The sequence below is a fragment of the Massilia agilis genome, from assembly GCF_024756255.1.
GTDB lineage: Bacteria > Pseudomonadota > Gammaproteobacteria > Burkholderiales > Burkholderiaceae_D > Telluria > Telluria agilis.
In genome coordinates, this window is the sequence record NZ_JANUHB010000001.1 from 791,738 (window position 1) to 809,862 (window position 18,125).

The 18,125-nt window shown below is 65.6% G+C and carries 18 protein-coding genes; 8 read left to right on the forward strand and 10 right to left on the reverse strand.

Features of this window, described 5'->3' with window-relative positions:
- The 7 genes from NX774_RS03590 to NX774_RS03620 are packed head-to-tail and all read left to right on the forward strand — an operon-like array spanning position 1 to position 6,647.
- Positions 1-1,308 carry a pilus assembly protein TadG-related protein gene (locus NX774_RS03590; RefSeq protein WP_258820771.1) on the forward strand — a complete coding sequence of 436 codons (1,308 nt, stop codon included), beginning with the start codon at positions 1-3 and terminating at the stop codon, positions 1,306-1,308.
- A 4-nt stretch (positions 1,309-1,312) separates the two neighbouring features.
- On the forward strand, positions 1,313-1,741 hold the full coding sequence (locus NX774_RS03595) for a TadE/TadG family type IV pilus assembly protein (protein ID WP_258820772.1): 429 nt from the start codon (positions 1,313-1,315) through the stop codon (positions 1,739-1,741).
- Positions 1,738-2,166, forward strand: a complete 429-nt coding sequence (locus tag NX774_RS03600; protein WP_258820773.1) for a TadE/TadG family type IV pilus assembly protein — start codon at positions 1,738-1,740, stop codon at positions 2,164-2,166. Before NX774_RS03595 ends, NX774_RS03600 begins: the two co-directional genes overlap by 4 nt.
- A gap of 21 nt (positions 2,167-2,187) precedes the next feature.
- The gene (locus tag NX774_RS03605; protein WP_258820774.1) at positions 2,188-3,351 is read left to right on the forward strand and encodes a CpaE/TadZ family protein; all 1,164 of its coding nucleotides are present in this window, start codon (positions 2,188-2,190) and stop codon (positions 3,349-3,351) included.
- Between the two features lie 21 nt (positions 3,352-3,372).
- Positions 3,373-4,719: a TadA family conjugal transfer-associated ATPase gene (locus NX774_RS03610; protein WP_258820775.1), complete on the forward strand. Its 1,347-nt coding sequence runs from the start codon at positions 3,373-3,375 to the stop codon at positions 4,717-4,719.
- A gap of 9 nt (positions 4,720-4,728) precedes the next feature.
- Complete coding sequence (locus tag NX774_RS03615) at positions 4,729-5,727, forward strand: type II secretion system F family protein (RefSeq protein ID WP_258820776.1); 999 nt, start codon at positions 4,729-4,731, stop codon at positions 5,725-5,727.
- An 11-nt stretch (positions 5,728-5,738) separates the two neighbouring features.
- On the forward strand, positions 5,739-6,647 hold the full coding sequence (locus NX774_RS03620; protein ID WP_258820777.1) for a type II secretion system F family protein: 909 nt from the start codon (positions 5,739-5,741) through the stop codon (positions 6,645-6,647).
- Here the strand turns inward: NX774_RS03620 and NX774_RS03625 are convergent.
- The 5 genes from NX774_RS03625 to rpsO all read right to left on the reverse strand — a co-directional run bounded on the left by NX774_RS03625 (position 6,622) and on the right by rpsO (position 12,259).
- Positions 6,622-7,362, reverse strand: coding sequence for a response regulator (locus NX774_RS03625; protein ID WP_258820778.1), 741 nt, complete (start codon positions 7,360-7,362; stop codon positions 6,622-6,624). The genes NX774_RS03620 and NX774_RS03625 overlap by 26 nt on opposite strands.
- Positions 7,359-8,990 carry a sensor histidine kinase gene (locus NX774_RS03630; protein WP_258820779.1) on the reverse strand — a complete coding sequence of 544 codons (1,632 nt, stop codon included), beginning with the start codon at positions 8,988-8,990 and terminating at the stop codon, positions 7,359-7,361. Before NX774_RS03630 ends, NX774_RS03625 begins: the two co-directional genes overlap by 4 nt.
- Before the next feature lie 174 nt (positions 8,991-9,164).
- Entirely contained in the window at positions 9,165-9,620 is a 456-nt protein-coding gene (locus tag NX774_RS03635; protein WP_258820780.1) for an acetyltransferase, read from the reverse strand.
- Positions 9,621-9,689: 69 nt separating this feature from the next.
- Positions 9,690-11,813 (reverse strand): polyribonucleotide nucleotidyltransferase, encoded by a 2,124-nt coding sequence (gene pnp, locus NX774_RS03640; RefSeq protein WP_258820781.1) that lies wholly within the window; start codon positions 11,811-11,813, stop codon positions 9,690-9,692.
- Between the two features lie 176 nt (positions 11,814-11,989).
- Positions 11,990-12,259, reverse strand: coding sequence for a 30S ribosomal protein S15 (rpsO, locus tag NX774_RS03645; RefSeq protein WP_258820782.1), 270 nt, complete (start codon positions 12,257-12,259; stop codon positions 11,990-11,992).
- A gap of 178 nt (positions 12,260-12,437) precedes the next feature.
- Between rpsO and NX774_RS03650 the strand changes: the two genes are divergently transcribed.
- Positions 12,438-12,935, forward strand: coding sequence for a hypothetical protein (locus NX774_RS03650; protein ID WP_258820783.1), 498 nt, complete (start codon positions 12,438-12,440; stop codon positions 12,933-12,935).
- Between the two features lie 22 nt (positions 12,936-12,957).
- On the opposite strand, the gene NX774_RS03655 is transcribed toward NX774_RS03650, so the two are convergent.
- The 5 genes from NX774_RS03655 to ilvC all read right to left on the reverse strand — a co-directional run bounded on the left by NX774_RS03655 (position 12,958) and on the right by ilvC (position 18,105).
- Complete coding sequence (locus NX774_RS03655) at positions 12,958-13,347, reverse strand: hypothetical protein (RefSeq protein WP_258820784.1); 390 nt, start codon at positions 13,345-13,347, stop codon at positions 12,958-12,960.
- 207 nt (positions 13,348-13,554) lie between these two features.
- Positions 13,555-15,099: a 2-isopropylmalate synthase gene (locus tag NX774_RS03660; protein ID WP_258820785.1), complete on the reverse strand. Its 1,545-nt coding sequence runs from the start codon at positions 15,097-15,099 to the stop codon at positions 13,555-13,557.
- 53 nt (positions 15,100-15,152) lie between these two features.
- On the reverse strand, positions 15,153-16,007 hold the full coding sequence (pssA, locus tag NX774_RS03665) for a CDP-diacylglycerol--serine O-phosphatidyltransferase (protein WP_370660399.1): 855 nt from the start codon (positions 16,005-16,007) through the stop codon (positions 15,153-15,155).
- Positions 16,008-16,097: 90 nt separating this feature from the next.
- Complete coding sequence (locus tag NX774_RS03670) at positions 16,098-16,847, reverse strand: SIMPL domain-containing protein (protein ID WP_258820787.1); 750 nt, start codon at positions 16,845-16,847, stop codon at positions 16,098-16,100.
- A 241-nt stretch (positions 16,848-17,088) separates the two neighbouring features.
- On the reverse strand, positions 17,089-18,105 hold the full coding sequence (gene ilvC, locus NX774_RS03675) for a ketol-acid reductoisomerase (protein ID WP_258820788.1): 1,017 nt from the start codon (positions 18,103-18,105) through the stop codon (positions 17,089-17,091).
- Positions 18,106-18,125: the final 20 nt, after the last annotated feature.

Consider the following 18,125-nt stretch of genomic DNA (forward strand, 5'->3'; position numbering starts at 1 on the left):
ATGTGCGCGCATCCCCTTCCCCTCCAGGCAATCCGCGCCGGCGCCCGCAAGCGCCAGGCCGGCGCGGTCATCCTCCTGGTGTGCTTCATGCTGTTCTTCCTGCTCGGCTTCGTGGCCATCGCGTTCGACTTCGGGCGCCTGTTCATCGTCAAGACCGAGCTGCAGACGGCGATGGATGCGTGCGCGCTGGCCGCGGCCCAGGAACTCGACGGGCAATCCACCGCGCTCACGCGGGCGCGCAACGCTGGCATCACCGCCGCCAACCTGAACCGCGTGAACCTCCAGTCGGCCAACTGGGATGGCAAAGGCCAGGTGGCCGCCGCCGACATCACCTTCAAGGACGGCGCGTATGTCCCGACCACCGTGCCCGCCAATGCGCGCTATGCGCAGTGCGTGCATACCCAGCAAGGCGTGCGCATGTGGCTGCTGCACGCGATGGGCGCGTTCACCGGCGACGCCGCCGCCAATCCGACCAGCCGCGACGTGCTGGCCAGCGCCGTGGCCACCCGCGCCAGTGCGCAGAGCACCTGCCCGATTCCCGTTGCGCTCAAGTCACGCGTCAGCGGCAGCCGCGCGAACAATTTCGGATTCCAGATCGGCGAGTGGGTCACCGTCTTCGACAAGGGCGGCGCCTCGGCTGGCGAGATGGGCTGGTACAACCTGGACGGCAGCAAGAGCGCGAGCGAAACCGCCGCCGAGCTGTCCGAGGGCGGCCACTGCGGCACGAAGATCGGCGACACCCTCGGCACGCCCGGCGCCCAGACCAGCGTGGACCGGCCGTGGAACTTCCGCTTCGGCATCTACAAAAACACGGACTCGCCCAGCGTGAACCATCCGGACCAGACCGGCTACTCGTACACCATCGTCAACTGGAAGAACCCGGTGCCGCAGAACGCCTTCAACGGAACGCCCGCCGCGGGCTCGCCCGCAAGCGCGCAGAACTACGTGACCAAGCGCGCCGCCTACGCCTCATTCGACGACACGGGCACGGACCTGAAGGACGGCGCCCTGATCGTCTTCGGCGACAGGAACAAGCTAAACAGTTTCCAGAAGCTGGCCACGCCCGGTCCTTCCGGCCAGCATCGGCAGTACGGCTACGACCGGCGGCTGGTGGTGGTCCCGGTCATCAACGATGCTGCCCAGGTCACCGATTTCGTGTGCATGTTCATGCTGCACCCGCTCACCGGCCCGAATGACTCGGCCAACCTGGAATACCGTGGCCTGGCCGGCATCCCCAACTCCCCGTGCGCGCCCAGCGGCCTGCCCGGCGGTACAGGCGGCCCCCTCGTGCCCGTGCTCGTCAGGTGACACCATGGCCAATCGACAAACCGGCGTTGCGCTCATCGAGTTCGCGTTCATCCTGCCGCTGCTGCTGGTGCTGTCGCTGCTGGCGGCCGAACTGGGGCGCGCTGTGTACCGCTACAACACCACCGCCAAGGCGGTGCGCGACGCCGCGCGCTACCTGTCCGTGCAAACGCCCGGCACCCACGTCGCCGAGGCGCGCAACCTGATCGTGTACGGCAACCTGGCCGGCACCGGCACGCCGCTCGACACCGCGCTGGGCGCGGCCAACGTGCCCGCTCCCACCTGGCAAACGGCGGGCAGCGACCCGCTGATCAACACGGTGACGGTGCGCGTGTCCGGCTACCAGTTCAGGCCGATGATCGCCAACATGTTCGGCGCCAGGTTTGCGACCATCACCTTCAGCGACATCAGCGCCACCATGCGGAGCCCGCTATGAACCGCAACGAGCGTGGGGCCACGATCATCGAACTGGCCCTGGTGCTGGTGGTGTTCTTCATGTTCCTGCTCGGGGTGCTCGATTTCGCCCGCATGCTCTTCACCTGGAACGCCGCCACCGAGGCCGCGCGCGTGGGCGCGCGCTACGCCGTCGTCTGTGCCGACACCACCAGCCAGCCGCTGTTGCTGGACAAGATGCGGCGCCTGGTGCCGGAGATCGGCGGCGTCAACCTGGCCTGGGAACCGGCGGGCTGCGACGCCACCAGTTGCGAAGGGGTGACGGTGACCATCACGGGCCTGAACTTCCGCTGGATCTCGCCGGTGACCGGGCTGGTGATCCCGGTGCGCTCGCTGCCGCCATTCAGCACCCACCTGCCGCGCGAGATGATGCGCCAGGACCCCAACAACGCGCTCATCTGCCAATAAAACACAGGGAAGGAGAACGTCATGAAGATCGCCGCCATTTCACCCAACAAGGTGCGGCTGAACGAAATCGGCAAGCTGCTGCAGGCCGCCTCGCACGTCGCGCTGCTGACCGAGGGCGGCGCCGGCAAGCTGCGCCAGGTCGCCGAGCAGGACCAGCCCGACCTGATGCTGGTGGACGGCATTGGCTGCTGCGAGGACAGCCTGGCCCCGATCGAGGACCTGACCACGCGCCATCCGCAGATCGCGGTGGTGCTGTTGTGCGCGGAGACCTCGCCGGCCTTCCTGCTCAGCGCCATGCGCGCGGGTGTGCGCGAGGTGCTGCCCTCGCCCACCAGCCAGGCCGAGCTGGAGGCAGCCGTCACGCGCATCTGCGGCAAGCTGCGCGGCGCGTCGGGGCGTGGTACCGGCAAGGTGCTCGCCTTCATGCCGTGCAAGGGCGGCAGTGGCGCCACCTTCCTTGCCACCAGCCTGGGCTACCAGCTGGCGCAAGCCAGGTCGGTGCTGCTGATCGACCTGAACCTGCAGTTCGGCGACGCACTCTCGTTCGTGCACGACCAGCGGCCGCCATCGACCATGGCCGACGTGGCGCGCGCGATCGACCGGCTGGATGCCTCGTTCCTGGCCGCGTGCACGGTGCGCATCACCCCCAGCCTTTCCATCCTGGCCGCGCCCGAGGACCATACGCAGGCCGTGGAGATCGGCCCCGAGCATGTGGACGCGGTGCTCGCGCTGGCCGTGCAGCATTACGATTTCGTCGTGCTCGACATCGGCCGTCCCGTCACGAACCTGAGCATCAAGGCGCTTGACCGCGCGCACCGGATCTATACCGTGATGCAGGCAGGCTTGCCGTCGATCCGCAACGCCAAAAAGCTGCTGGCGATCTTCAAGTCGCTCGACTACGGGCCGGACAAGGTTGAACTGGTGGTCAACCGCTTCGAGCGCAAGGGTGCGATCGGCGCGGCCGAGATCGAACGGGCACTGGGCAAGTTCACCATCCATACCGTGCCCAACTCGTACCGCCACGTCACGGCCGCGGTGGACCACGGCGAAGCCCTGATGACCGGCGCGCCATCGGACCCGGTGCTGCGCAGCGTGGCGCAACTGGCGGAAACGATCAGCCCGCGGCAGGAAGCGCCGCGCAGCCTGCTGGAGCGGCTGGTGCGGCGCCAGCTGGCAGCCAGCTGACCAATCCCGATGGAGCAAGCCATGTCCTTCCGCGAAAAACTCAATGCCGTCGACAGCAAGAACGACACCCGCGCGTCCGAGGTCGGCACCAGTGACGACTACCAGGCGATCAAGGCGCGCATCCACCTCAAACTGCTCGACAAATTCGACCTGGCCGCACTTGAAGCGCTGCCGGCGGCAACGCTGCGCTCCGAGATTGCGGCGATGGCCGAGCGGATGCTCGACGAGGATACGGCCGCGATCAACGAGCTGGAACGGCGCGCGCTGATCCGCGACATCCAGCACGAGATGCTCGGCTTTGGCCCGCTCGAGCTGCTGATGGCCGATCCCACGGTGTCGGACATCCTGGTCAACCGCTACAACCGGATTTTCGTCGAGCGCAAGGGACGCCTGGAGCTATCGCCGGTGCGCTTCACCGACGAGAAGCACCTGCTGCGCATCATCGACAAGATCGTCTCGCTGGTGGGCCGCCGGATCGACGAGTCCAGCCCCATGGTGGACGCACGCCTGCCCGACGGCTCGCGCGTGAACGCGGTGATCGCGCCGGTGGCGCTGGACGGGCCGATGATGTCGATCCGGCGCTTTGCCCACATTCCGCTGAAGATGGCCAACCTGGTGAACGACCTGCACAGCCTCACCCCGGACATGGCCACCGTGCTCGAAGGCCTGTGCAAGGCCAAGGTCAACATGATCATCGCGGGCGGCACTGGCGCCGGCAAGACGACGCTGCTGAACATCCTGTCCGGCTTCATTCCGCCGGCCGAGCGCATCGTCACCATCGAGGACGCGGCCGAGCTGCAGCTGCAGCAGCCGCACGTGGTGCGGATGGAAACGCGGCCGCCCAACATCGAGGGCAAGGGCGAGATCACGCAACGCGCGCTGGTGCGCAACGCGCTGCGCATGCGCCCGGACCGCATCATCATCGGCGAGGTGCGCGGTGCCGAGGCGGTGGACATGCTGCAGGCGATGAACACGGGCCACGACGGCTCGCTCACCACGATCCACGCCAACAACCCGCGTGACGCGCTCTCGCGCCTGGAGAACATGATCGGCATGGCCAACCTGAACCTGCCGCACAAGGCCGCGCGCCAGCAGATCGCCTCGGCCATCACGGTGGTGATCCAGGGCCTGCGCCTGATCGACGGCCGCCGCAAGATCACCAGCATCCAGGAAATCACCGGCATGGAGGGCGACGTCATCACGATGCAGGAGATCTTCGCCTTCCGCCAGGTCGGGGTTGCCGCGGACGGCGCGGTGGAAGGCTACTTCCAGGCGACCGGGGTGCGCCCCAAGTTCTGCGATCGGCTGCGCGCGTTCGGGATCACCCTGCCCGACACCATGTTCGACAGCGCGCGCCGCTACCAGTAGGAGAGCGCCATGCCCAGCAACGCCAACGCCATCGCCCACGTGCCGCCGCTGCTGTCGGTGCTCGTCTTCATTGCGGTGATCCTGCTGCTCGAAGGGCTGTATCTGATGTGGAAGACCTACCGCGGGCCGCACGCGAAAAAGATCCAGCAGCGCCTGTCCACCCTGGCCGACGTGGCGGACAGCCGCGCCACGCAGCAGCTGGTGCGCGATCGCATGCTGAGCGAGCTGCCGCCGTTCCAGCGCTTCCTGCTGCGGCTGCCCAGCGCGCACCAGCTCGACCGCATCCTGCTGCAGGCCAACCTCAACTGGACCGTGGCCAACCTGGTCCTCGGCTGCGCCGCGTGCGCCGCCATCGCCTACCTCGTGGTTACGGCCCTGCTGCACCAGCCGTTCATGGCTGGCGCCATGGTCGCCGCCGGTGCGGCCATCCTGCCGCTGGCGTACGTGAGGCACCGGCGCGCGCGCCGCCTGGCCAAGCTGGAACAGCAGCTGCCGGATGCGCTCGACCTGCTCGGCCGCGCGCTGCGCGCCGGCCACGCCTTCGGCACCGGCTTGCAGATGATCGGCGACGAAATGGCCGAGCCGATCGCCGGGGAATTCCGCATGGTGCACGACGAGGTCAACTTCGGTGTGTCGCTCGACCAGGCGCTGTCCAACCTGTCGCTGCGGGTGCCGATCACGGACCTGCGCTACTTCGTGGTGGCCGTGCTGATCCAGCGCGAATCCGGCGGCAACCTGACCGAGGTGCTGTCCAACCTGAGCCGCCTGATCCGCCAGCGCCTGAAGCTCTTGTGGCACGTGCGCGTGCTCTCGGCCGAAGGACGCATGTCGGCCTGGCTGCTGTCGCTGCTGCCGTTCGCCATCGGCGGCTTCCTGAACCTGTTCAACCCGGAGTTCATGGCGCCGCTGTGGACCGACCCGCTCGGGCAAAGCATCGTGCGCGCCATGCTGGTGTCGATGGCCTTCGGCGTGCTGGTGCTCCGCAAAATCATCCACATCCGCGTGTGAAGGAGACGGCCATGTTCATGCTTGCCTTCCTGGTCTTCCTGGCTGTCGCCGCAGCCTGCGCCGGCCTGTTCATGCTGGTGGTCCCAAGCCGCCTGGACCGCCGCCTGCAAACACTCGAAGCGTCCGGCGCCAGGCCCGACTGGGCTACCACGGTGGCGCAGGCCGTCGGCCCGTTTGCCGGGGTGCTCGCCCCCACCGGCGACTGGGAGAACTCGGCGCTGCGTCTACGCTTCATCAACGCCGGTATCCGCCGCGACGACGCGCGCCTGATCTACTTCGGCCTGAAGGCAGTGCTGCCGGTGGCGCTTGCGGCGCTCACCTGGCTGCTGCTGCGCACCTTCACCGCCATGGACGAAATGAAGGTGCTGATGTTCCTGATGATCGCCGCGCTGGCCGGCTGCTACCTGCCCAACCTGGCGCTATGGTGGCGCCTGCGCGAGCGCCGCCGCGAAATCTTCGAGAACTTTCCCGATGCGGCGGACCTGATGCTGGTGTGTGTGGAAGCGGGCCTGGGCCTGGATGCCGCCATGGCCCGCATCGCCGACGAGATGGGAATGAAAAGCCGCGCGCTGGCCGACGAGCTTCACCTGACCAACCTGGAACTGCGCGCCGGCGCCAGCCGCTCGCAGTCGCTGCGCAACCTGGCCCTGCGCTCGGGCGTGGAAGAAATCGGGACGTTTGCCACGATGCTGTCGCAGGCCGACAAGTTCGGCACCAGCATCGGCGAATCGCTGCGGGTGTTTTCCGAGGACCTGCGCCACAAGCGCCAGGTGCGGGCCGAGGAGCACGCGGCCAAGGTACCGACCAAGATGCTGATCCCGCTGTGCCTGTTCATCTTCCCGGCCATTATCATGGTGGTGCTGGGGCCGGCGATGATCGTCATCGTGCGCACGATCATGCCGATCCTGGCCGCCCACTGACCGCGCTATCGCGCTGGCGCACATGCTCGGGCTGGACCAGGCCATGCCGCATCGCATAGACATACATCTCGAGCCGGTTGTTGACGTTGAGCTTGCGGTAGATCGAGGTCAGGTGGTTGCGCAGCGTGTGCTCCGAGATGAACAGGCGCTGCGCCACCTCGTGGTTGGCGCTGCCGCTGTGCTGCACGGCGGCGCTGATGATGGCGCGCTCGCGGGCGGTCAATGCCTCGTGCGGCGCGGGCTCTGGCTTGGGCGCGTTGCGCGAGCGGAGCAGCTGGCCGAACACGCGGTCCATGGTGGCCGCGTCGAACCACAGCTCGCCGCGGTGGATCTTCTCGATCGCCTTGAGCACCTGCCCGGCCGAGACTTCCTTGTGCAGGATGCCGCGCGCGCCGCGCCGCACCGCCAGGTCGAGCGTCTCGGTCTCGTGCGCGGCCGTGAGCACCAGCGCGCGCGACAGGCCATTGGCCAACAGCTCGGGCAGGAAGTCGATCATCGACACGCCGTTCAGGTCCAGGTCGAGCAGGATCACGTCCGGCGCCAGCTGCGCGGCGCGTTCCAGCGCCTCGGGGCAGGTGCGCGCCGTGCCGGCCACCTCCATGCGCGGCCGTTCGGCGTCCACCAGCTTCTGCAGCCCCCACAGCATGGTCTGGTGGTCTTCGACCAGCAGCACCCTGATGGGGCCAATACCCGGGTCGTTGGCGTCACTGTTCATAAAGGGATCTCCACGCAGACAATCGTGTCGTTGAAGCGGCCCTCGTGCACGAAGGCGCTGCCGCCGAGCGCAAGCGCGCGCTCGGTGATGGAAGCCGGGCGAAACGGCGCCGGCGGTTTTCCGCCATGCTCGTTGCTGATCTCGATGCGCAGCCGATCATGACCGCAGCACAGCGACACCACGGCGCGCCTGGCCTTGGTGTGGCGGCAGACGTTACTGATCCCTTCGCGCACGATCTGCAGCACTTCGGCCGTGAGACGGTCGCCGAACTCGATCCGGCCTTGGCTCTCGATGCGCACGTCCACGCCATACGCGGCCTGGGCATGCGCGGCCTGGCGGCGAAGGGCCGACATGCACATCGGTTCGTCCGCGCCGGGGCCGGCGCGGGTGCGGCGCGCATAGTCGCGCAGCTCCACGACAACCTCGGCGGCCATGGTGGACAACTTGTCGAGCTCACCTGCCAGCGGGTTGGATGGCTCGGCCTGGCGGCACAGCGCGGCCAGCCCGAGCTGCAGGCCAATGTAGGACTGGATCGCGGTATCGTGCAGGTCGAGCGCGATCTTCTTGCGCTCCAGCGCCGCGGCGTCGGTGGCGATGCGGTCCAGCACGTCGATGCGGTCGATGGCGGCCAGCTCGCGCGCCGCGATCCGTGCCAGAAACAGCGCGTCGCCGCGCCCGAAGTCGCGCGCGCCGCCGGTCAGGTAGATGCGTCCCCGGCAGCGCCCGAAGACCAGCGGCGCGCTGATGAAAGACCGTGCCTGCAACAGGTCGGCCAGTTCGCGCAGCGGCGCCTCGTCATGCGCGGCCCAGGCGCCCACACCCGCGTGGCTTTGCGATACCGCCGCCGCGTGCGGCCAGCGGCACGAGGGCCTTGCGTACAGCAGCACATGCGCGCGCGGTTCCGGCAGCAGTGCGCGCGCGAGGCCGGCGTCGATGTCTTCCATCGGCGCCACCGCCGCGCTGCCCTCGCGCACCGCCCGCATGGTGGCGCGGCCGCTGTCCTGCTCTTCCAGTATGACGATGCAGGTGCCGGCCTCGAAAAAGGCACGGGTGCGCTCCATCGCCATGCTCATCGTGCGGTCGATGCCGAAGCGCGGGTTGGCGACATGATTGAGCTCGGCCAGCAGCGCCTGGCGCCGCACGGCCCGCAGCTGCCGTTCCCCGAGCTGTGCGATGGCCCGGCCGAAGGCGAGCAGGATCGCCGCCAGCAGGAACAGGCGTGCTGGCACCGAGCCGCCATGCGTGAGGATCACCGCGGCGCTGTAGAGGACGACGCCAGCCAGCGTGACCCGCGCGCCCTCGTCCAGGCCAAAGCGCAGCGACGCGACGACGATCGCGAAGAACAGGAACACCAACGCGAACACGTCCGCGTCGTCGCCGGCGGCGGCCATTGCCGCGCAGGCGGCCACGTCTACGCGGTGCATCAACTTGCCGCGTGCCCATTCGAGCCTGCCCGCACAGGCCAGCGCACACGCTGCCGCGTAGCACGACAAGATGATGAGCTCGAAGGAATTGGCCTTGTTGGGGCCGGTATGATCGACGATGGCCACCAGCAAGGCCGAGATCGCCAGCACCAGCCGGATACCCGCGACCAGCTGGTTGTCGGCTTCGTCCAAATGCGGCGCCATCGCTGGCGTACGAGAGCTCGAAATCGCCATACAGGGTTTTTGTCTTTGCTGAGAAACATTGCCCAGGATCAGATACCCAAGCACCATGTCGCCGCAGCCAACCCCGATTCTAAGTTACATTTTTTACAACACCATGACCTTGGTCAGGGGACGATCGACTTGGCGCCAGCGCATTTATTCGTCGGCCAGAGCCAGGCACAACAGCGGATACGGTTTTCCCATCCCGTCGACGGCGCTGCGACCGATCACCTGGAATCCCATGCGCTGGTAGAAGCCGACTGCCTGTTCGTTCTGTTCGTTCACGTCGACCTTGCGGATACCAAGCTGCTCGATGGCATACCGGATCAGCCCCTTGCCGATGCCGAGTCCGCGTTCGTCCGGGTGGATAAACAGCATCTCCACCTTGTCTTCCGATGTGCCGAGAAAACCGGTGATCCTGCCGTCCGCGCCGGTCGCATCCACGAGATCGACTTGCTCGAAGAATTCGATAATCATGCCCCGCAACAGCAAAAAGTCTTCTCGCCGAAGAAAATGGTGCGTGGCGGCCACGGACGCTTCCCACACGTGGGCCAATTCGGCGAAATCCGCCGGATACGACGGACGAATCTTCAATTCGGTAAAGCTCGACATGGGATCTCCTGAAAAAAAACCGCCAGGCTTGCGCACTGGCGGTTTTGCCGGCCTTGGGGCCAGAGACGATTACTGCGCGGTTGCCTCGGCGCCTGCAGCCTCGGCCTGCTTCATCGACAGCTTCAGGCGGCCACGCTCGTCGGCCTCGATGACCTTCACGCGCACTTGCTGGCCTTCCTTCAGGTAGTCGGCGACGGCGTTCACACGCTCGTTGGCGATCTGGCTGATGTGCAGCAGGCCGTCTTTGCCCGGGATCACTTGCACGATGGCGCCGAAGTCCAGCAGCTTCAGGACGGTGCCGTCGTAGGTCTTGCCGATCTCGACCGATGCGGTCAGCTCTTCGATGCGGCGCTTGGCTTCCTGTGCGGCAGCGGCGTCCACCGAAGCAATCGTCACCACGCCGTCGTCGGTGATGTCGATCTGGGTGCCGGTTTCCTCGGTCAGCGCGCGGATCACGGCGCCGCCCTTGCCGATCACGTCGCGGATCTTCTCCGGATTGATCTTCATGGTGAGCAGGCGCGGTGCGAAGTCCGACAGCTCGGTACGCACGTGCGGCATGGCCTTCTGCATTTCGCCCAGGATGTGCTGGCGGCCTTCCTTGGCTTGCGCCAGTGCCACTTGCATGATTTCCTTGGTGATGCCCTGGATCTTGATGTCCATCTGCAGCGCGGTAATGCCGTTGGCGGTACCGGCCACCTTGAAGTCCATGTCGCCCAGGTGGTCTTCGTCACCCAGGATGTCGGTCAGCACGGCGAACTTGCCGCCTTCCTTGATCAGGCCCATGGCGATGCCGGCCACGTGCGCCTTCATCGGCACGCCGGCGTCCATCAGCGCCAGGCAGCCGCCGCACACCGATGCCATCGACGACGAACCGTTGGACTCGGTGATTTCCGAGACCAGACGGATCGAGTAGCTGAACTCGTCCTGTTCCGGCAGCGCGGCGATCAGCGCGCGCTTGGCCAGGCGGCCGTGGCCGATTTCGCGGCGCTTGGGCGAACCAACACGGCCGGTTTCGCCGGTGGCGAACGGCGGCATGTTGTAGTGCATCATGAACTCGTCGGTGTACTCGCCCATCAGCGCGTCGATCTTCTGGCTGTCGCGCGAGGTGCCCAGGGTGGCGATCACCAGCGCCTGGGTTTCACCGCGGGTGAACAGGGCCGAGCCGTGGGTACGCGGCAGCACGCTGGTGCGGATCGAGATCGGGCGCACGGTGCGGGTGTCGCGGCCGTCGATGCGCGGCTCGCCTTCCAGGATCTGCGAACGCACGACACGCGCTTCCATGTCGAACAGGATGTTGCCCACTTCGACGGCGTCCGGTGCCTCGGTGCCGTTGGCGGCCGCTTCGGCTGCCAGGTCGGCCTGCACTTCCGCCGACAGCTGGCGCAGCTTGTCGGTACGGGCTTGCTTGTCGCGGGTCTTGTAGGCGTCGCGGATCTTCGCTTCGGCAAAGTGCGCCACGCGCGAGATCAGCGCTTCGTTCTTGGCGGCGGCGGTCCACTCGATTTCCGGCTTGCCGCCCTCTTCCACCAGCGCGTGGATCGCGTCGATCACGGCCTTGCCTTGCTCGTGGCCAAAGACCACGGCGCCCAGCATGATTTCTTCGGACAGCTGCTGCGCTTCCGATTCGACCATCAGCACGGCGTGCTCGGTACCGGCCACGACCAGGTCCATCTTCGAGCTCTTGAGCTGGGTGGTGGTCGGGTTCAGGACGTACTGGCCATCGATGTAGCCAACGCGCGCGGCGCTGATCGGGCCGTTGAACGGGATGCCGGCCACGCACAGGGCGGCCGAGGCGCCGATCATCGACGGGATGTCCGGGTCGATTTCAGGATTGACCGACAGCACGTGGATGATGACCTGCACTTCGTTCAGGTAGCCTTCCGGGAACAGCGGGCGGATCGGGCGGTCGATCAGGCGCGAGGTCAGCGTTTCTTTTTCGGACGGGCGGCCTTCACGCTTGAAGAAACCGCCGGGGATTTTACCGGCAGCGTAACTTTTCTCGACGTAATCGACCGTCAGCGGGAAGAAGTCCTGGCCCGGTTTCGCCTCTTTCTTGGCGACCACGGTTGCCAGCACCACGGTGTCTTCGACCGACACCAGGACGGCGCCGGATGCCTGACGTGCGATCTCGCCAGTTTCCAGGGTGACGGTATGTTGGCCGTACTGGAAGGTTTTCGTAACTTTGTTAAACATGGGTAATCCCTTTCTATTTGCCGACAGATTTTCAGGAGCTGTCGTTCACCTCACCACGGGCGCTCTCCTCCGATCACGCCTTACTGCAAAAACAACGGAACAGCAAAAACAAAAAATGCCCGCGACAGCCGAACTGACGCAGGCATTTCCTGACTAAACCGTCTGTCGCAATCGAATTACTTGCGCAGGCCGAGTTTGGCGATCAGGTCGCGGTAGCGGTTGGCGTCCTTGCCCTTCAGGTAGGACAGCAGGCTCTTGCGACGGTTGACCATGGCGATCAGGCCACGACGCGAGTGGTGGTCCTTCTGGTGGGTCTTGAAGTGGCCGTTCAGCTCGTTGATGCGTGCGGTCAGCAGTGCGACCTGAACTTCCGGCGAACCGGTATCGTTCTGGCCACGTGCGTTGTCCGCGATGATCGCGGCTTTGTTGATGTTTTCTACGGTCATGATGATGCCTTTCACATGCGGTGCAAGAGTCGGAACCCAGCGCACCGTGATAACGTTGATAAAACCCGGCCCTGGGGCCAGACCGGCTAGTATATGCGAAAACTGCCCATGCAGCCAGTATTTTGCTCACGCCCGATACGGCGTGGGGCTGGTTTCCCGGGCTTTTCGGAGTGCCAAGATGGCCAAATTTGCAATTTTAACAATCACCACAGCCATTGCCTTGTCCGGCTGCGGCACGATCGTCCGCCACTTCCCTTCCCAGGGCGACAGCGCAACGGTGGTGACGGAAAAGATGGGACGGCCGACGGCGGTCTATCCCGAAGACGGCGGGCAGCTGCTTGAATACGCGACCGGACCGATGGGCGAATACACCTGGATGGCGCACATTGGCCCGGACGGGCGCCTGAGCCGGTTCGAGCAGGTGCTCACCGGCGCCAAGTTCGCCACCATCAAGATCGACCATGCCACCAAAGACGACGTGCTGCGCACGATCGGGCATCCGGCCGAGGTGTCTTACCTGACGCTGCGCGACTACGAGGTCTGGTCCTATCGCTACCTCGAGAACGACGTCTGGTACTCGATGATGAACGTGATGTTCGACCGCGGCGGCATCGTGCGCATGATGCAGAACGGTCCCGATCCGCGCTACCAGGACCGGGACGACAAGTTCCACTAGCCGCCGCGGCAAGCCCCGTGGCTTAGTTCGCGCCTGCGCAGGCGACGGCCCGGCCGTCGGCCGAACGCGAGCAGGCGCCGGCCATGCCGCCACAGGCGACTGCCGTTCCGTCCGCCGATTTTTCGCAGTAGTTGGCTTTGCCGCCGCAGGCGACCGAGCGGCCATCGTCCGAGCGCAGGCAGTAGTTGGCATGTCCGCCGCAGGCGACTGCTTTGCCGTCGCTGGACATCTGGCAGCTGGCGGCCTTGCCGCCGCAGGCGACCGCGCGGCCGTCCGACGAGGTGGCGCATTCGCTGGCGCCGCCGGTTTGTCCCTTGTCCGTGCTGCCGCCGGTGGCGATCACGCAGCCGGAACAGAACACCGCAACCAGCGCGCAGGCCAGCGAGGCCTTGAGGGTGGAGATCATCGTCATTCAGGTTTTCCTTGTTGTTGTAGATGCCTGAAAGATAACGGACAACACTGCGGAATACAACCGGGCGCAGGCGGACAATCGTGCGCGCGTGCGATGCTCTGAACAGCCGTCGTCCCCGCGAAGGCGGGGACCCATGCTGAGCGTGCAATCACGCTGTCTATGGGTCCCCGCCTGCGCGGGGACGACGGGCTGAAGCTAAGAATCAGGTTACAGCTGCGGGTTGACGCGCTCGACCTTGGACTGCAGCTTGTTCAGGCCCGACAAGTAGGCCTTGGCCGACGCCACCACGATGTCCGGATCGGAGCCGACGCCGTTGACGATGCGCCCGTTGCGCGACAGCCGCACCGTGACCTCGCCCTGCGACTGCGAGCTGCCGCTGATCGCGTTGATCGTAAACAACAGCAGCTCGGCGCCGCTCTTGGCATGCGATTCGATCGCGTTGATCATCGCGTCCACCGGGCCGTCGCCGGTCGCTTCGGCCGTGTACTCCTTGCCGTCCATGGCGAAGCTCACGCGCGCATGCGGCAGCTCGCCGGTCTCGGAGCGCTGCGCCAGCGAGACGAAGCGGTAGTACTCGCCTACCTGCTCCTTCGCGCCCTGCGCCACCAGGGCCATGATGTCCTCGTCGAAGATCTCGGCCTTGCGGTCGGCCAGGTGCTTGAAGCGGGCGAAGGCCTCGTTCACCTCGGCCTCGGACTCGAGCTCCACGCCCAGCTCCGAGAGGCGCGCCTTGAACGCGTTGCGGCCCGAGAGCTTGCCCAGCACGATCTTGTTGGCGGTCCAGCCCACATCTTCGGCGCGCATAATCTCGTAGGTTTCGCGCGCCTTGAGGATGCCGTCCTGGTGGATGCCCGAAGCGTGCGCGAAGGCGTTCGCGCCCACCACCGCCTTGTTCGGCTGCACTGCGAAACCGGTGATCTGCGAAACCATCTTCGAGGCCGGCACGATCTGCGTGGTGTCGATGCCGACCGTGAGCTTGTAAAAGTCGGCGCGGGTGCGCAGCGCCATCACCACTTCTTCCAGCGCGGTGTTGCCGGCACGCTCGCCCAGGCCGTTGATGGTGCATTCGATCTGGCGCGCGCCGCCAATGGCCACGCCGGCCAGCGAGTTGGCCACTGCCAGGCCCAGGTCATTGTGGCAGTGCACCGACCAGATCGCCTTGTCCGAGTTGGGCACGCGCTCGCGCAGGCGGCGGATGCGCTCGCCGAATTCTTGCGGCACCGCGTAGCCGACCGTGTCCGGGAAGTTGATCGTGGTTGCGCCTTCGGCGATCACCGCTTCCAGCACGCGGCACAGGAAATCCTCTTCCGAACGGCTGCCGTCCTCGGGCGAGAACTCGATGTCGTCGGTGTGGTTGCGGGCGTAGCGGATCGCCAGCTTGGCCTGTTCCAGCACCTGCTCCGGCTCCATGCGCAGCTTCATCTGCATGTGCAGCGGCGAGGTGGCGATGAAGGTGTGGATGCGTTTGCGGGCGGCCGGGGCCAGCGCCTCGGCGGCGCGCGCGATGTCGCGGTCGTTGGCGCGCGAGAGCGAGCAGATGGTGGACTCGCGCACCACCGACGAGATTGCGCGGATCGCCTCGAAGTCGCCCGGTGAGGCGGCCGCAAAGCCTGCCTCGATCACGTCCACCCGTAGTCGCTCCAGCTGGCGCGCGATGCGCACCTTCTCATCCTTGGTCATCGATGCGCCGGGCGATTGCTCGCCATCGCGCAGGGTGGTATCGAAAATGATGAGGCGGTTCGGGTCAGACATGACGGCTCCAATAACAAATTAATGCGAGCGCAACCCGGCCGCCTCGTGGGCGGTCAGCGGCGCTCGCTCGGGTCTGACGGTTCATCCTCGGTCTGGATGATGCTGACCGGCTTGCCCTTGGCCATACGCCAGAACAGCACCACATAACCGGATAAACCGTATAAAACAAACAGCGGCCAAAGCACCACGGCCGGCTTGATCGCCACCAGCGCGAAGATGAGGGCGATCAGGAAAACGACAATGAACGGAACGGACTTCTTGAAGTTGACGTCCTTGAAGCTGTAGAACGGGACGTTGGTGACCATGGTCAGGCCGGCGAACAGGGCGATGGTCCAGCTGAGCCAGTCCACCTGGCGCGCCGACACGTCGATGTCCGGGTCGGTCATCATCAGGATGAAGCCGACCACCAGCGCTGCCGCCGACGGGCTGGGCAGGCCCTGGAAGTAGCGCTTGTCCACCACTTCGATGTTGGTGTTAAAGCGCGCCAGCCGCAGCGCGGCCCCGGCGCAGTACACGAAGGCCGCGATCCAGCCCAGCTTGCCCAGGCCGCGCAGCGAGTATTCGTAGATGACCAGCGCCGGCGCAGCGCCGAACGAGACCATGTCGGACAAGGAGTCGTACTGCGCCCCGAACTCGGACTGGGTGTTGGTCAGGCGCGCGATGCGGCCATCGAGCCCGTCCAGGATCATGGCCACGAAAATCGCCCAGCACGCGTAATCGAAGCGCTGGTTCATCGCCATGACGATCGCGTAGAAGCCGCAGAACAGCGCCCCGGTGGTGAACGCGTTGGGCAGCAGATAGATGCCGCGGCCGCGCTGGCCCTCGGCCCTGCGGCCGAAACGGCTGAATCGGGGTGCCTTGGGCGCCATGGCGGCGGCAGCTTTTCTGCGTCGGGGGAAATGTGCCATTGTGTAGTCGGTTCTCAAGTAAAGTTCGCGCTTGTGGCGCTGACCTCACCATTATAGTGGCCGGGTCGACTTGTTAGCGAACGGATACTGTTACTTGAACTTCACCTTTCCTACGAGACGCATTTGCAGCGTGGTTTCGCCCGGCTCGAAGCTGGGCTCGGGCACCTGGTCAGCCGTCTTGGCGCGCGCCACCGACATCAGCATCGGGGCCGCACCGACCGGCGCGTAATTGCCGGAAGCCTCGAAATCGACCGTATCGAGCACGGCGTCCTGGGGCTTCCTGCCCATCGCGGCGGCAATCGACGCGATGCGCTCGTTCAAATTCTTGTAGGTCTCGGCGATGCGTTCATCGTCGAGCCGCTTTTCCGTTTCCTTCGACAGGCCAAAGGACAGGTTGCTGATCGCCAGCACCTTCTGGGCCGCTGCCGCGGTTTTCGGCAGCACGGCGAGGTTATTCGTCTTCACTTCCAGGTACTGCCCCACGCGCCATGCCACCGGCACCGGCGGGCGCTGCACGGTCTGCAGCGGTTGCGGCGGCGGGTTGTCCTGGTAGATCGGCACCGTGTAGTAGCCCTGGGTCTTGAGCCGCGCGCTCGGATCGGCCGCGCGCACCAGTTCGGTGCCCTCTTTCATCTTGCGGTTCACGCGCGCAGCGGCGGCCGTCTTGTCCTTGTCGTGCTCCTCGACCGAGAACGTGACCACGGCTTCATCGTTGGCGTGCTTCACTTCGCCAAAGGCGGGCACGATCACCAGCGTGCCGGCGGTGGACGGGCCGCTCTGCGCGTACGCGGACGAGGCGGCGGCGAGGACGGTCAACAGAAGGATTTTCGAGGGCGACATTGTTTTTCTCCGGGTAAAGGCGGCGGTTGCCGCGTTGCCAGATACGATACCGTTTTTTGCAGCCGTACTTACTTTCTGTATCGAATCGTTGCAATTTCTTTTACCCGAATCGCAAACTACGTCGTCCCGGCGAAAGCCGGGACCCATGCTGAGCTTGCCGAGCCGCGTCGCAAGCGTTTCGACAGCCCAACCTGTCCATGGGTCCCCGCCTGCGCGGGGACGACGGTCTTGAAGCCAACAATCAGTTCTTCGACTGATCCACCAGCTTGTTCTTCGCGATCCACGGCATCATCGCGCGCAGCTTGGCGCCGACTTCCTCGATCTGGTGCTCGGAGGTCAGGCGGCGGCGCGAGATCAGGGTCGGGGCACCGGCCTTGTTCTCGAGGATGAAGCTCTTCGCGTATTCGCCGGTCTGGATGTCCTTCAGGCACTGGCGCATCGCTTCCTTGGTCTGGCTGGTCACCACGCGCGGGCCGGTCACGTACTCGCCGTACTCGGCGTTGTTCGAGATCGAGTAGTTCATGTTGGCGATGCCGCCTTCGTAGATCAGGTCCACGATCAGCTTGAGCTCGTGCAGGCACTCGAAGTACGCCATCTCCGGCGCGTAGCCCGCTTCCACCAGCGTCTCGAAACCAGCCTTGATCAGCTCGACGGTACCGCCGCACAGCACGGCCTGCTCGCCGAACAGGTCGGTCTCAGTCTCTTCGCGGAAGTTGGTCTCGATGATGCCGGCACGGCCGCCGCCGTTGGCCATGGCGTACGACAGCGCGATGTCGCGTGCCGAACCCGATTTATCCTGGTACACGGCCACCAGGTGCGGCACGCCGCCACCCTGGGCGTAGGTGCCACGCACGGTGTGGCCCGGGGCCTTCGGTGCGACCATGATCACGTCCAGGTCGGCGCGCGGCACGACTTGGCCGTAGTGCACGTTGAAGCCGTGGGCGAAGGCCAGCACCGCGCCCTGCTTGGCGTTCGGCGCGACGTTTTCGTTGTACACCTGGGCGATGTTCTCGTCCGGCAGCAGGATCATGATGACGTCGGCGTTTTTCACCGCATCGTTCACTTCGGCCACTTTCAGGCCGGCCTTCTCCACCTTGGCCCAGGACGAGCCGCCGCGGCGCAGGCCGACGGTCACGTTCACGCCCGAGTCGTTCAGGTTCTGCGCGTGCGCGTGGCCCTGCGAACCGTAGCCGATGATGGCGACATTCTTGCCTTTGATGAGGGAGAGGTCGCAGTCTTTGTCGTAGAAAACTTTCATTTTAGGGTCCTGTATTTTTT

Excerpts from the sequence above, each read along its gene's own strand:
- pnp (WP_258820781.1), bottom strand. The coding sequence starts at position 11,813 with ATGTTTAACAAAGTTACGAAAACCTTCCAGTACGGCCAACATACCGTC.
- NX774_RS03635 (WP_258820780.1), bottom strand. The coding sequence starts at position 9,620 with ATGTCGAGCTTTACCGAATTGAAGATTCGTCCGTCGTATCCGGCGGAT.
- NX774_RS03590 (WP_258820771.1), top strand. The coding sequence starts at position 1 with ATGTGCGCGCATCCCCTTCCCCTCCAGGCAATCCGCGCCGGCGCCCGC.
- NX774_RS03600 (WP_258820773.1), top strand. The coding sequence starts at position 1,738 with ATGAACCGCAACGAGCGTGGGGCCACGATCATCGAACTGGCCCTGGTG.
- NX774_RS03630 (WP_258820779.1), bottom strand. The coding sequence starts at position 8,990 with ATGGCGCCGCATTTGGACGAAGCCGACAACCAGCTGGTCGCGGGTATC.
- NX774_RS03605 (WP_258820774.1), top strand. The coding sequence starts at position 2,188 with ATGAAGATCGCCGCCATTTCACCCAACAAGGTGCGGCTGAACGAAATC.
- NX774_RS03595 (WP_258820772.1), top strand. The coding sequence starts at position 1,313 with ATGGCCAATCGACAAACCGGCGTTGCGCTCATCGAGTTCGCGTTCATC.
- NX774_RS03610 (WP_258820775.1), top strand. The coding sequence starts at position 3,373 with ATGTCCTTCCGCGAAAAACTCAATGCCGTCGACAGCAAGAACGACACC.
- ilvC (WP_258820788.1), bottom strand. The coding sequence starts at position 18,105 with ATGAAAGTTTTCTACGACAAAGACTGCGACCTCTCCCTCATCAAAGGC.
- NX774_RS03625 (WP_258820778.1), bottom strand. The coding sequence starts at position 7,362 with ATGAACAGTGACGCCAACGACCCGGGTATTGGCCCCATCAGGGTGCTG.
- pssA (WP_370660399.1), bottom strand. The coding sequence starts at position 16,007 with ATGGCACATTTCCCCCGACGCAGAAAAGCTGCCGCCGCCATGGCGCCC.
- NX774_RS03660 (WP_258820785.1), bottom strand. The coding sequence starts at position 15,099 with ATGTCTGACCCGAACCGCCTCATCATTTTCGATACCACCCTGCGCGAT.
- NX774_RS03655 (WP_258820784.1), bottom strand. The coding sequence starts at position 13,347 with ATGACGATGATCTCCACCCTCAAGGCCTCGCTGGCCTGCGCGCTGGTT.
- rpsO (WP_258820782.1), bottom strand. The coding sequence starts at position 12,259 with ATGACCGTAGAAAACATCAACAAAGCCGCGATCATCGCGGACAACGCA.
- NX774_RS03670 (WP_258820787.1), bottom strand. The coding sequence starts at position 16,847 with ATGTCGCCCTCGAAAATCCTTCTGTTGACCGTCCTCGCCGCCGCCTCG.
- NX774_RS03620 (WP_258820777.1), top strand. The coding sequence starts at position 5,739 with ATGTTCATGCTTGCCTTCCTGGTCTTCCTGGCTGTCGCCGCAGCCTGC.
- NX774_RS03615 (WP_258820776.1), top strand. The coding sequence starts at position 4,729 with ATGCCCAGCAACGCCAACGCCATCGCCCACGTGCCGCCGCTGCTGTCG.
- NX774_RS03650 (WP_258820783.1), top strand. The coding sequence starts at position 12,438 with ATGGCCAAATTTGCAATTTTAACAATCACCACAGCCATTGCCTTGTCC.